Source organism: Chitinophaga flava (genome assembly GCF_003308995.1).
Classification (GTDB): Bacteria; Bacteroidota; Bacteroidia; order Chitinophagales; family Chitinophagaceae; genus Chitinophaga; species Chitinophaga flava.
Map to the genome: position 1 here is coordinate 2,990,457 of NZ_QFFJ01000002.1, position 13,226 is coordinate 3,003,682.

Genomic DNA, 13,226 nt, shown 5'->3' on the forward strand with positions numbered 1-13,226 from the left:
ATCATTAAACCTTTCATCAACATGCACTGGAAATATATAAGTGCCCTGCTGATTATGATACACTGTAATATAGCATTACAGGCCCAGTATCCCGTAACGCAGGCCGTTCAGCAAGTTAAACTGTCTCAAATAAAAATGTCAACGCCGGCAGCATTGCCTTTCTCCGGTATTGACATCAGCACTGCTGCTATGCAGGATTCGACCGCCATCGGTTTTGTCACCGCGGATGAAATTGGTCAGGCTGCCAGGCTGGTGCCGGACACCAATATGCATCGCTGGTTGCAAACCTGTATAAAAGAACAATATGCTCCGCTTTATACAGCCACCGCACCCCGCCTGCTTTGTGTGATACAGGACCTGCGTATACAGGAACAGAAAAACGGCAACGACGGATTTCTGCGCCTGAAAGCTGTCACCTACAGCACCCCGATACGGGAAGACCGCTACCAGCTGATCAACACCATTGACACCGTTATGATGGTCAGCAAAAATTCCGGTACCTCAGCCATAGCACAGGCGATAAACCTGCTATTGCAACCTTCAGCATCGCTGCAAAAAAATAGTAAAACCTTTACACGCCTGGCGATTGCAGAACCGGTCAACATGAACGGAAGAGCACCGGTCATGCTTACCCGGGAATATAAAACAGGCGCCTACCTCAGCTATGAAGACTTCCGCAACAACAGACCGTCAGTGGAAAATATTACGGTTAAAATCGATACAAAAAGCGGAAAATTTAATGTGTATGAGCTTACCAAAGATAGCGCGCTCGCTGCGATACCCGCCTGCTGGGGCATCGCCTTTGCGAACGAACTGTATATCTGTTATCAGGACATGCTGGTACCTGTAGAGAAAAACAATAATTCCATCATGCTCTCTTCCTGGGTAACACCTGATAAAAGGCAAAACAGAGCCATGTTCTGGCGGTGGATACTGGAAAAAGCAGGCCCTGAAAATAACGCCTTACGCAATGATATTTTTGACAGAATTTACCGTAAAGGCATAAACGTACCCGGTACTTCAGCACTGGCCACACGACTGGATCTTGACAAAGGAGGACTCAGCTTTTAATATTCATCTATTAACCTGGTTAAATATGAAACAATTTCTGTTATTTATTATACTGCTGACTGCAGCCGCTGTAGCAGAAGCGCAGACTATCCCACAGGGTAGCTGTGGTGTCATGTTCTACTATGACGGCGCCGGTAACCGCGTAAAAAGGCAGTATATCTGCAATAATACAGGTCGTTTAAGCGCTGCGGCCTTACCAGCCAGCGAAACGGTCATTAAAACAGAGGCCATGTATCCCAACCCAACCCCAGGCCCTGTTACCGTTATCTTCGCCGAACCACTCAAGGGAGCAAAGATTACCTTATTAAATATTTCCGGTAAAGTGATACGCTATCTTGTAGAAGAGTCCGCCCGGCTTCAGCTCGACCTGAGCGATCAGCCCGATGGTATTTACTTTATCCGTGTCATCAAAGATGGTAAACCTTATACCAGGAAAATAGTGAAGACCGGTACAGCTGGCGACAATGCATATTGATAGTACATTCATAAATCATTAAAATGAAGTGCCCCCAAAAGCGTCTGGCTTTTGGGGGCACTTCACAATACGGAAATGTCCTCTTTGAATATTATTTGGAACCCCGCTCTACACTTTTAATATCTTCCTGCCTGTTTTTCTTAAAGTCAAAATGATCAAACTCCGGCGTAGACGGAATTTGCACGGTATAGCTGTCGAGTATACTGATGGTGATGGTTACATCTTCTGCAACAACATCGACGATATGCCCTCCTGCATCTTTGGTATCAGACAGATAATGGAAATGATAGCCGGCAATATTGGTGTTATCCATATAGGATGGTAACCGGTATCCCACAAGATCCCCCTGACATTTATCGAAGGTAAAGAAGCGTTGCTGATTCAGCATACTGGCTAGCGTAGGATAGGGGTGCTCTTTTACCGGTGGAAAGGCCCTTGTTTTCAGGTGGGTAAACCTGCCTTTCAGGTGAATCGCATACATCCCGTTTGTATTGGGTAAAAGGCTGTCGAGATAGTGATACAGCGCTGCCTTGTCCATTGGTTGTTGTACCCGGAAAACCATATCTGTATGGAAAAAATTGACCATGCTGAAAGGCGTACGCTGGCCGGGCAATACCTCCGCTGTTTTTCCGGTGTACTGTGTCTGATAAGCTTTGCCGTCTAAAAATAGCAGTTCTCCATCTATTTTATCCGGTGCGCCCAATCCAAAATCGCCTTTTGTTTTCAGTGAGTCTATCGGATAAAATCCTTCATAGAGGCCGCCCATTAATCCACTGGCTACCCCTGCGGTGAAGAGTGGTTGGTGTGTAGTATCCGGCGATGGTGAACAGCACATCAAAAGCGCTATAAGTGGGGAATACATGTTCTTGCTTTTGTAAAGGGTGATAAAATGAATAACGAAAGATAGATAAAAAGCGGCGCCATTCAAAATGACCCGCCTTTAGTATCTTTGGGTGTCTGACATCAGCTGTAACAATCAATGCCAGACACTGTTAACATGAAGCGTGTAACTGGGTTACTGATTTTATTTTTATTGATCATCATGGAAAATAATGCGCAGGGGCAGAAATATAACCGCGTGATACCAGGTTATTACAATGCCAGCCGGATGGAGGTAGCGGAAGAGCTATGTATTTTTGAAAACAACCGCTTTGTATATGCCATGAGCTATGGCGCCCTGGATGTTTTTGTGAAAGGCATATGGACACAACAGCACGATACTATTTATCTCTCCACTGATAAAGTGAAGGGAAAGTATGTGGTCACTTCTTCAACAGATGAAAAAGTTCCCGCTGGTAAAATGTTGTTGGTATTTAAGTTCGGCTATCAACATGCATCGTATATCAACTTTAGCTTCGCACCACATCCTGCCGTAACGGAGCATCCTGAAATGACACAAACAACCGAAGGTTTTAAAACCCTGGTCAGCCGGCCCGCTTCCCGGCAGCTGTGGCTGATTCATACTATGTACGATACAGAATTTTCATCGTATACCCTGCCAGAGAACGTCAATAAAGTAATCATTGCACCCGGCGATGGCCTGGGAAAACCGGTATTCAACAATATACCTTTTCTGGTAAGCGATAGCGCTGTCATCAACATCAATGATGATCACCGGAAGTTCAGATATACAGGTCCGGTATCGGAAGAAGATAAACAATACGCACAGCCAGGCAACAAATAACTCCCCTTTAAGAAGAGGCCCGCCACACCGATGCTGATCCGCATTTTATTTATGCCAATCAATTTGCTTTGTCCTGTACGCAAATACTTTTACGATTTATGATGGCGTGGTATGGCGGTTAAGTCATCCGGATGGATCACCATTGGGGCAGGCTGCACTTTTCTGGAATAGTGAGCAGGAAAGGCCTGCGTGGTATATAAGTGTCAGATAAGACCTAAAAGTATAAGGCTGCGCCAAAAGCATTTTTTGCTTTTGACGCAGCTCCTTGAACAGGCATGAACGATTGGTTAGCCAACAAGTTCGATGCTTACCGGGATATTGTTCCGGGTGGCTTTGGAATAAGGACAGTTGGCATGTGCACTGGTAATAAGCTGTTGAGCCAGTGTAGCTTCCAGTCCGGGTAATTCAACGTATAGCCGTGCCTGTAAGTTATATTGACCATCTTTTGTTACGAGGTCTATTTCTGCATTAACAGCCGTATTCTCCGGCAGCCTGATTTGAAGGGCATGTGCGGCAAGTCCCATGGCGCCTATAAAACAGGCGGACCATCCGGCTGCAAACAGCTGTTCCGGATTGGAGCCTTTGCTGCTGCCCGGTAATCCGAGCGAAATATCAAGCTGGCCGTCATTGCTGACTGCTTTCCCTTCACGGCCGCCGGTGGTGCGTGTTTTTCCTGTGTATATTACTTTCTGGTCATTGCTGATAGTGTTCATCTGTATGTGTTTTTATGGTGAAGTTCTATTTGTGTCTTTTTAGATAAATTATTTGAGTGTTGCTTTTGCTGCGGCGATGATCTGGCCGTCAGTATCCCTTTGTACAAAACCAATCAGTTCCCAGTCTTGCATATTAAATCCTGCCGGAAGTGACAGTGAGGTGCGGACGTTTCGTCCGGGATCCACACTAGTGAGCTGTTGTACGATCTGCACATGGGAGAGTTTTCTTCCTGCATTTTCGCCCGCCCGTACCTGACTTTGTCCGTTTTTTTGAACGAAGGCAAGCAGCAGCCTGGTATTTTTAGGCTGGGGCAACAGTTGCCAGGATACTTCCAGCTGTTGGCTTTCCAGTTTTGTTTGCAGTAAGAGGTTCGTAGATGCTGGTTGGTTGAGGGATTCGTTGATTGCATATTTAACGGCTGCTACATTGGATCCTACAAATTCACTGCTGCCATTAATCACCATCTGTGGTGTGTAGATATTCGGGCGTTTTAGCCATGCCGCATATTGCTGCTGTCTTTCGGAGAAGCTATGTTGGCTGTAGCTGTCGCGCCATCCCTGATGGTCCCAGTAGTCTACGTGGAAGGCGAGCAGATAAACCGGCTTGCCGTTGCTCTCCTGCTCCAGCCTGGAGAGCAGCGCATCTGCCGGCGGGCAGCTGGAACAGCCTTCTGAAGTGAACAGTTCTACCACTGCAAAACCTTTGGTACTGTCGGTGGTGTTGATCAATGGTCCTGAACAGGAGGCGGAAAGGCTGATAAGGCACATGCTGATAGCGGATATGATAAGTGATTTCATGATTTTAAAATATTTGATTGTAATTAATAAGGATCGCAGGGATACCAGGCTGGTTGTAATGTCTGGATGAATGCTGTTCTGGTGGCGGCGTTATAGTCTGTTGCCGGAGAACCGTTATACTGCTGAATACTATAGTGAGGTGGTTCTCCCTGGGATAACGGCGCCATATCCACTGTTTCCACGCTGAGCAGCTCACCGTTGATATAGCTGCCATACCAGTATTGATTATCCTGTTCCCGGTAGGTGACAAACTTATACAGCTCCTTAGGAGAATTGACAGTGGCGTGTTGTGCATGAAAATTCATGGCTGCATTGTTGCCGTATAACATAGATACAGTACCGGCTTTTTCGTTGATAACGGTGGTGATTACACGAAGACCGCTGTCATTGAAAACATAGGGCCTGATGGCGGGGAGTTCCCGTTTTGTCTGGGCGCAGCTCATAAAGACTACAGTAGCAAGGGCCAGGTATATGATACGCATATATGAATGATTTAAAGAGTGGAAAGATCGAATATGCCGCCTGTTTTGTTGGCAGCGCGGTGGCAGGAGCTGCATCCCTGGAAGGTCATCACGGTGCCGTAGGGTTTTAAGGCTGGTGTTTCAAATTTCGCATAGCCCCATCCATCCGTTTCGCTGTAACGTTTTGCATCTCTGACCATATATTGTATGTTCAGAAATTTTCCCGGATGAATGATGCCGCTGCTGTCCTGTGTTTTCTCCCACACCACTTTTGCGATGATGGCGCCGTCCGGCCAGGGCTGTATCTTTTGTTCCCGGATGGCTTTCATGGCTACAGGATTGGCATACATCACACGCATGGTGGTATTGTCAAAACGGGAGGTGGTGCTCATCACCTGCCACTGGCGGTATTCAGGCATATAGCGGATACCGTTGGCAGATACCGGATAGTTGGTGGTCCTGGATGCCGGCTTTTCCCATTGTTGTTTGGCTTCAGCTTCTTTAGTACTATCCGGCTTTACTGTTACCCGCATGGTATTAAGATAATTACGCAGCGCGGAAAGCTCTTCATCGCTTACTTTGGCATTGCTGTGCAGTGCGGCATAGGAGGGAAGTGGCATATTACCAGAGCGGATCATATTATAGGCTTCCCATAACGCTGCTTGTTGGGTGGATGGAGGAAGTTTATCCCATTCAGAAAAGTTGAGATGCTCTCTGGCGGCCAGAATATCTTTCCGTACAAGTCCTGCTACAACAGGCAGTTTATCAAACCATTTCAGGTTGCTGGTGTTGGAATGACAATCATAACACGCATGTCTGAATAGCTGTTGTACTTCGGCAGGTGCCTGTATTTCGCCGGTTACCGGCGGATTGTCTACCACTGTGGAGGTGACAGTCATAGCTGTTGTTACCAGTGTTACTGCACCTGCGGCGATGAAAAGGATTTTAAGCGGCTTGGATATTTTCATGGTTCGTTGTATTACAACACAAATAGACTGGAATCCGCTTGCCCCTGAAAATGGAATACCCTGTACCCGGCAAAAGAAGGGGTGTGCCGGACAGAATCGGCGCTGAAAAAACAGGATGCTTTTTAGCCGGTATGCGGCCGTATGGCCTTTGTTGCCTGGTTAATCCGGAGAATGCCGGGATCAGGGGCTAATATGCCGGGTTGGCCCTGATTTTTGTCCTCAGTAGCCTAAATCCGTATATCTTTGATGCCATATGAAGAAGAGACAGACATTTAAAATCTCTGGCAGGATCATCTGGCTGAGTTCTTTGTTTCTGGGTGTGATCGTATCATTGCCCAGCCTGATCCAGCATCAGTTCAATATATATGAAACCATCGCCAACTCACTGATTACCTTTGTATTCTCCTTGTTTGTCTGGTATTATAATATCTTCACCTTACCCGTATATACTTCTCAGGAAGTAAACCGTGGCTTCGCTGTTTACCCGTTGGTAAAAAACCTGGCGGTGGGCCTGGTGGTGATGTTCCTGTTATCTTATTTACAGCAGCAACTGCTTACTCATCTTAACTTTGGGCCGGTCATGCTGATGTTTGAGGTAAGAGGAGTGCTGATTAATTTAACGTTCTATATGTTTATTCATCTGCTGTATCAAACGTATCAGAACCAGCGGGTGAGCATTGAACTGGAGCGTACCCGGATGGACAACCTGGCGGCCCAGTTTGAATTACTGAGACAACAGGTGAATCCTCATTTTCTGTTTAATACGTTGAATACCCTGAAATACATGGTGGAGGACAAGGATGAAAATTCCGTCGATTTTATCCTTAAACTATCGGACTTCTACAGATTTACCCTGGAGAACAGAAAAATGGACCTAATCAGGTTTTCAGAAGAGATGAAGATATTGATGGCATACTTATTTTTACTGAAAGCTCGTTTTGAAGAAGGCATTGAAGTAGACATACAGGTGCAGGAAAGTCATGAGCAGTCTATGATTCCGCCATTTACCCTACAGTTGCTGGTGGAAAACTGTATCAAACATAACATCGTTGCATTGGATAAACCACTGCGTATAGCGATTTATTCAGATGGGAATTATATTGTTGTAAAGAATAATATCCAGCCGAAGATGACGCCGGAATCATCGACTGGGATTGGGTTAGATAATATCAATGAACGGTATTATCATCTGCTCAATAAGAATATTGTGATCGCACCCGATACCGAAACGTTTGTAGTTAAATTGCCGATAATCCATGAAGATACTCATAATTGAAGATGAAATAAAAGCAGCAAAATCGCTTGCAGGTATGATTGCCAAAATAAAGCCGGAAGCCGTTGTGGAACCCATACAACAGAGTATCGAAGGCGCGGTGGCCTATTTATCAGCTCATGAAGCGCCAGACCTGATATTTATGGATGTACAATTATCTGATGGTTTATGTTTCGAAATATTCAGGCAGATAAAGGTGGTGTCCCCGGTTATTTTTTGTACTGCATTTGGCGAATACGCTATGGATGCCATTAAATCGAATGGCGTTGATTATTTGCTGAAGCCCTATTCTGCTGCGGATCTGGAAACGGCCTTTGGGAAAATAGACAGTTTCCGGAGCTTCTTTCAGCAACAGTCCCAACCAGACTGGCAGGAGCTTGTCCGGCGTCTGGACCGGAATGATGGAAAAACCAGCTTCCTGGTTTTTCACAACAACCGGTATATTACGGTACGTACAGAACATATCGCATACATCTACATCAAATATGATTCTCCTTACATCGTTACCTTCCAGGAGCAGAAATATACCATTTCACAAACGCTGGAGCAGCTGCAATCCCAGTTGTCTGTCAAACAGTTTTACCGGCTCAACAGGCAGTACCTGGTTAACTTTGATGCCATCAAAGAAGTGGAACATTACTCAGCCCGGAAGCTGGCTTTACACCTGACAACGCCTACACCGGAACCACTGCTGGTTGGGAAGGAGAAGATCACTCATTTCCTGCAGTGGATGGAAAATCGTTAGGCAGGCTGTAATTGTTTGCTCCGGCTGAAGCGGTGACTTTTATATTCGGCCAGCCGATTATCGATTAAGGATTTTACGATGGCATAGTTGGCTTCATCATAAATAACTGCATTCAGTTGTTGGGTAGCTGCTTCCCCGGAATAGTTTTGTTTTAATTCATTGCTGTTTAAAAAAGCGTATGAAACATCCCGGTTATACAGTATATCGTGTCCGCTTAAGTTGTTGATGTAAGCCTTGATGAACGGCCGTTCAGCAGCAAAATCCGAAGACAATATAAATCCTCTGTCAAGGGCGCTGACCCAGTCTGTAACAGGTGCTGCACCCGCTTTAACCTGCCGGATTGCTTCGGCCGTACTATCGGTTGTTTTTATCAAATCCCTTTCGATGGCCCATTGCAGGAACATCAAATAAGAAGTCTTGTTAAAATTTTTCCATTGCAAAAAGCGGTCAACATCTTCGTATACCCATTCATCGTATAGATAAAAGAGCGGATTTTTATATTCCAGTCCAAGGGTAAAATCGTTGATCGTTTGATCGTCAGTAAACTCAAGGCCCCAGAAAATGTCTTTGCCTTCATCCAAACAGATGCTCCAGCGGTAAAAACTTTCGCTGCCATCGTCGTTTAACCATACAGGTGAGATATCACTGCTTTTTAAGGTAGGTTCGCCCAGCTTCAGCTTCAGGGACTCAAAATCATGATTGAAATCCAGGCCCTGTGGGAAGATGGTATTCGATTTATTGTTATACCATCTTGCCCTACCTAGCACCGGTACATAAATTCCTTTTTTATCTCCTGGTATCAGCGGATAGTTATCAAGATAGGTGCGTGCACTGAATAGTAAATCAATACCCAGTTTTTTATTTTCTACCCAATAGGTAGTGTCTGTAGAGCGATTGGAAATAAAGGGTTTCTTAGGGTACTTGAATCCATTCTTCTCTATAAATTCAATCATCCTGCTATCATCAATCCTTAATCCTATCAGATCGGTAAGTGTGTTGAACATGCTACTTTATTTTATAAACATGCCGGAAGAACATGTTATTGCAAAATAAAAAATATTCCCGGTTGTGTCAAGAAGCAGGACAAGTCCTGTATTCCGGGACTTGTCCTGTTTATGTTTAGCGTAGCAGTATTGGCACACTTACACAAAAAATTCTTCGGCTGGTACTTTTTGAGTGGTTTTGGTTTTACTATCAGGCATAATCAGCAAAAAGCCAATCACTATGAACAGCATAAAAATACTCAGGATAGCAGCAGCCTTGTAGGCCGTAAGATAATCAGTGAGTAATGGGGTATCACCGGTGAAGTAAAAAAATACGCCGCCTACAATACCGGCGCCCATGGCAATCGCCGATTGTTGCGCCGTGTAATAAGTACCTGATGCTGCGCCTGCAAATTGTTGCGGGATACCTTTTAAAGAAAACGCCAGCAGAGAAGGCAGCACAGAACCGCATCCTACACCGTATAACAGCAGAACGAATGAAAAAGTAAAGGCAGATGCGTCTTTGCTGACCAATAAAAAGATATGCAGGATAAAAGACAGGATCATGATCAGTACGCCAGCTACCAGGACTTTTTTGCCATAGGACTGAATTAGTTTTACAGAAAGGATAGAGGCGATCACATAACCGATACCCTGAAAAACAAAATAAGTGCCGGTTGTATACGAGGGGATGCCCAGGCCGTCCTGAAAGAATACGCCGGTGATCAGGAAATACGACTCCTGTACCAGGAAATAGAATATCGAAGCGTATAGCCCTATACGAAAGTCTTTATAATGAAAGAGGCGTGCGTTGATCAGCGGCTCTTTTCCCTGAGCCAGTTTTTTCTGCTGGTTCCGGTTGAAGAGGAAAAAGAGTGCGACGGCTGCCAGGAGCATGACTATACTCCAGGCTGGCCAGCCTAGTTCACGGCCCTGTATCACCGGGAAAACCAGGCAGAAGAGGGTGGGGGTGAGTAGTGCTACACCACCATAATCAAATTTCAGGGAAGTGTTGCGGGGCGTTTCTTTTAAAAAAAGTAAAGCAAATACCAGGGCAATTATTCCAACCGGTACATTGATAAAGAAGATCAGCCGCCAGCCTTCCACTGCAAAATGAGTGTCTGGTAGCATTCCGCCCAGAAACTGCCCTATCACTGATGCAGAGCCGGCAATGATACCATAGATACCGATGGCTTTCATGCGTTCTTTCTCCTCAGGAAACAAAACCTGAATATAGGAGACACCTTGTGGTGTCATCATTGCGGCGGTAATGCCTTGAAAGAAACGGGCGACATTCAATTGCCAGGGTGACTGTGCCAGTCCGCAAAGAAAGGAGCTGATAGTGAAAAGCAACATGCCGGCGACAAATATTTTTTTCCGGCCGTAATAGTCACCCAGGCGGCCACCCGTGATAAGCAGACAGGAATAGCCAAGTAAATAGATAGCTACTACCAGTTGTAATTCACCATTTGTTCCATGGAGCCCTCTTTTGATGGCGGGCAAGGCCACATTCACCACAAATATGTCGATCACCGCCAGGAAGATAGCGGAAGACACAATGATCATGGATAACCATCTTGATGCTTTTGTTTTCATAATATATAGATAAATCTATCTATTTTAAAGTAAAAAAAATTATATAACCGGAATGATGTGTTGTGTGGGTTTTCCTACCGGGTTGAGGCCGAGAAACCGGCTGAGCAGCCATGCTATTGCATCGGGGGCATCTTCAGGGCTATAGTGGCCGGCCTGCGGTAGCTCATATACCTGTCCATCGGGAAAAAGGGAACGGAACAGGGGAATGAAGTATTTGCCGTGCAGGGTTTGATCGGCGGAGCCCCAGATACACAAGGCTGGCAGTCGGCTGATTTTTTCTCTGGCGATGGTATCGGGGTTTTCAAATTGATGCATGCCTGCCGCAAAACCGGCGGCCCATCCCAGTACCCCGCGGCAGTCGGCAGGTGTGGCAAATGGCGCGGCATAGGCTTTCAGCCAGGTAGCCGTGATGAGCTCATTACGCTCAAATCCGTTGAGTTTAAGGGTACTCAGGATGTTGTAATGACTTTCATTTAATACGCCTTCCAGCCGGCCTTCCTGTGCTGCCCGGATGACCCAGGTGAACCAGGGCGATTCCGCGGTATTGGCTTCCAGTGTGGCTCCCAGGGTGGGCTGACCAAATGCTGCCGGGGCATTGATACTAACTATCCTGGCTATACGATCAGGATGTCTGGCTGCCAGTCCCATGCCCATTGGGCCACCGAAGTCGTGCATCACCAGGGTGATGTCCTGCAGGTCCAGGTCCAGCACCAGTTTCTCCAGATTGTCAATATGGTCCTGCAGCCAGTAGGTCCTGTCGGCTGGTGTTTCACTTTTCCCGAACCCCATATGGTCTGGTACAATTACGCGGTGATTGGTGCAAAGTTGTGCGGTCAGATGCCTGAACAGATACCCCCAGGTGGGTTCTCCATGTAAACACAGTACTACCGGGCCTTCCCCTTCATCTACATAGTGCATGTCAAAACCCGGGGCTGCTGTAAAGTGAGCCGCAAACGGATAGGTACCGTTAAACGTTTCGTGACGGTGTATCATAGTTTTAATTTTATGAATTTTACAAATAGATAGATATATCTATTTATTTTAGCTTAAAAAAATAGTCCCGTTGAAGGGACTTAAAAAATCAGGAGATCATTTTTTTGATAAACTTCCGCACGCTTTCCAGGGCTTGTATATTTCGGGAAATAGTAGAGTTGATGGTAGCTCCCTCCACCATTAAAAAAAAATTATCCGCCAGCAGCTTCTTATCCATCGGGCCATCGTAGTCAAGCTGCCGGAACAGCCCGTGCAACAGCATACGCTGCCGGTACTTATGATCTTCCACCAGTTGCCGTACTTTTGGATCCAGGGTGCCTATCTCCGCGATGATCTTTGTAAAAGGACAGCCGGAAAAGTGAGACTGCTCCTGTTGCTCAATCCTGAAGTCAACAAACTTCAGTATCCTTTCCTTTGGATGGTTTGCACCTTCACTGAATTTCTCCATCCCTTCAAACCATTCATCTTCCTGCTTTTTCAGATAAGCCAGTAGCAAATCGTTTTTGGAGGGAAAATGATTATACAGGGAACCAATCGCGATATCAGCTTCCGCAATGATCTGATTGATCCCAGTTTGATTAAATCCCTGGTGGTAAAACAATCTGGTGGCCACATTCAGGATCCGGTCCCGCACTTTTACTTTTTCAGGCATAAACTCAATTATGCAACAAATGTATGATTTTTTATAAAAATAGATAGATCTATCTAAAATTTTATAAAAACTGAGCAGAGGACGTTAAACAGATGATTGTGAAGAATTTGAAATATAAGAGGTATACAAAGCGGTAGTAATCGTCTGAACGATTTCTTTAGGATGATCATAGATAAAGAAATGTTTGCCTGGGAAAACCTTTACCGTCACCTTCCCGGAGGTTTCCAGTGCCCAGGTGCAGGCATTTTCGTAAGTCGTTTTATCTTCCTGGCCAATCATTACCGTTATAGGTACCTGCAATGCCGCGGGACCCTGGTAGCTATAATTCTCTACGCCCCGGAAATCGGACCTCAGAATGGGACCGAAGAAACGCATGATATGTTCATCTGCCAGCAGATCTTCCGGAAAACCGCCGTATTCCTTCAGCCTGTCGATAAACTCCGTATGAGGCAGGGATGATACCAGCGTCGTGGAGGTCCTGATAGTAGAGGGGGCGCTTCTTCCCGAAACAAACAGATGAATGGGGTTATTCAACCCTTCCTGCATGATCCTGGCAGATACCAGGTAGGCCAGGAGGGCGCCAAGACTATGGCCGTAAATCGCGTAAGGTGTATGAAGCTGCTGTTTGATCTGTTGGAACATATCTTCCACCATGAGATGAACATCAGTCAGCAGCGGTTCCTGTATCCTGTCGCCTCTGCCGGGCAACTCTACCGGCACAATATTCAGTCCGGCCGGCGCTACCGCATTATACATATGATAGGAGAAGCGGCTACCACCTGCAAAATGAAAACAAAATATATTAATTCCCATA

At 45.8% G+C, this 13,226-nt stretch carries 15 protein-coding genes; 5 read left to right on the forward strand and 10 right to left on the reverse strand.

All coding sequences use genetic code 11. From position 1 onward, the window contains the following. The first annotated feature begins 21 nt into the window (after window positions 1–21). Together DF182_RS27760 and DF182_RS27765 are read left to right on the forward strand one after the other, a co-directional pair. A complete protein-coding gene (locus DF182_RS27760; protein ID WP_113619013.1) occupies window positions 22–1,071 on the forward strand; it encodes a hypothetical protein in 1,050 nt (349 codons plus the stop codon). 25 nt (window positions 1,072–1,096) lie between these two features. Then, window positions 1,097–1,546 (forward strand): T9SS type A sorting domain-containing protein, encoded by a 450-nt coding sequence (locus DF182_RS27765; RefSeq protein WP_113619014.1) that lies wholly within the window; start codon window positions 1,097–1,099, stop codon window positions 1,544–1,546. A gap of 91 nt (window positions 1,547–1,637) precedes the next feature. Here the strand turns inward: DF182_RS27765 and budA are convergent, their stop codons facing one another. Then, complete coding sequence (gene budA, locus DF182_RS27770; protein WP_113619015.1) at window positions 1,638–2,408, reverse strand: acetolactate decarboxylase; 771 nt, start codon at window positions 2,406–2,408, stop codon at window positions 1,638–1,640. Window positions 2,409–2,588: 180 nt separating this feature from the next. On the opposite strand from budA, the gene DF182_RS27775 reads away from it, so the two are divergent. Further along, window positions 2,589–3,230 (forward strand): hypothetical protein, encoded by a 642-nt coding sequence (locus tag DF182_RS27775; protein ID WP_147243568.1) that lies wholly within the window; start codon window positions 2,589–2,591, stop codon window positions 3,228–3,230. A 287-nt stretch (window positions 3,231–3,517) separates the two neighbouring features. On the opposite strand, the gene DF182_RS27780 is transcribed toward DF182_RS27775, so the two are convergent. From DF182_RS27780 to DF182_RS27795, 4 genes are read right to left on the reverse strand one after another with little or no spacing between them, the layout of a single operon-like run. Then, entirely contained in the window at window positions 3,518–3,943 is a 426-nt protein-coding gene (locus tag DF182_RS27780) for an organic hydroperoxide resistance protein (RefSeq protein WP_211327227.1), read from the reverse strand. Between the two features lie 48 nt (window positions 3,944–3,991). Further along, a complete protein-coding gene (locus DF182_RS27785) occupies window positions 3,992–4,741 on the reverse strand; it encodes a DUF1223 domain-containing protein (RefSeq protein WP_113619017.1) in 750 nt (249 codons plus the stop codon). 23 nt (window positions 4,742–4,764) lie between these two features. Continuing rightward, window positions 4,765–5,223 carry a hypothetical protein gene (locus DF182_RS27790; RefSeq protein ID WP_113619018.1) on the reverse strand — a complete coding sequence of 153 codons (459 nt, stop codon included), beginning with the start codon at window positions 5,221–5,223 and terminating at the stop codon, window positions 4,765–4,767. A gap of 11 nt (window positions 5,224–5,234) precedes the next feature. Then, on the reverse strand, window positions 5,235–6,170 hold the full coding sequence (locus tag DF182_RS27795; protein ID WP_113619019.1) for a heme-binding domain-containing protein: 936 nt from the start codon (window positions 6,168–6,170) through the stop codon (window positions 5,235–5,237). Window positions 6,171–6,423: 253 nt separating this feature from the next. On the opposite strand from DF182_RS27795, the gene DF182_RS27800 reads away from it, so the two are divergent. Beyond that, a complete protein-coding gene (locus tag DF182_RS27800) occupies window positions 6,424–7,446 on the forward strand; it encodes a sensor histidine kinase (RefSeq protein ID WP_113619020.1) in 1,023 nt (340 codons plus the stop codon). Further along, a complete protein-coding gene (locus tag DF182_RS27805) occupies window positions 7,427–8,188 on the forward strand; it encodes a LytR/AlgR family response regulator transcription factor (protein ID WP_113619021.1) in 762 nt (253 codons plus the stop codon). The genes DF182_RS27800 and DF182_RS27805 overlap by 20 nt, the downstream gene beginning before the upstream one ends. Here DF182_RS27805 and DF182_RS27810 read toward each other — a convergent pair. The 5 genes from DF182_RS27810 to DF182_RS27830 all read right to left on the reverse strand — a co-directional run bounded on the left by DF182_RS27810 (window position 8,185) and on the right by DF182_RS27830 (window position 13,225). Continuing rightward, window positions 8,185–9,192 (reverse strand): hypothetical protein, encoded by a 1,008-nt coding sequence (locus DF182_RS27810; protein ID WP_113619022.1) that lies wholly within the window; start codon window positions 9,190–9,192, stop codon window positions 8,185–8,187. The two genes, DF182_RS27805 and DF182_RS27810, sit on opposite strands and share 4 nt — an antisense overlap. Before the next feature lie 138 nt (window positions 9,193–9,330). Then, complete coding sequence (locus DF182_RS27815; protein ID WP_113619023.1) at window positions 9,331–10,767, reverse strand: MFS transporter; 1,437 nt, start codon at window positions 10,765–10,767, stop codon at window positions 9,331–9,333. Window positions 10,768–10,806: 39 nt separating this feature from the next. Further along, on the reverse strand, window positions 10,807–11,760 hold the full coding sequence (locus DF182_RS27820; protein ID WP_113619024.1) for an alpha/beta fold hydrolase: 954 nt from the start codon (window positions 11,758–11,760) through the stop codon (window positions 10,807–10,809). A gap of 88 nt (window positions 11,761–11,848) precedes the next feature. Continuing rightward, window positions 11,849–12,412 carry a TetR/AcrR family transcriptional regulator gene (locus DF182_RS27825; protein WP_113619025.1) on the reverse strand — a complete coding sequence of 188 codons (564 nt, stop codon included), beginning with the start codon at window positions 12,410–12,412 and terminating at the stop codon, window positions 11,849–11,851. A gap of 84 nt (window positions 12,413–12,496) precedes the next feature. After that, window positions 12,497–13,225, reverse strand: a complete 729-nt coding sequence (locus DF182_RS27830; protein WP_113619026.1) for a thioesterase II family protein — start codon at window positions 13,223–13,225, stop codon at window positions 12,497–12,499. Window position 13,226: the final 1 nt, after the last annotated feature.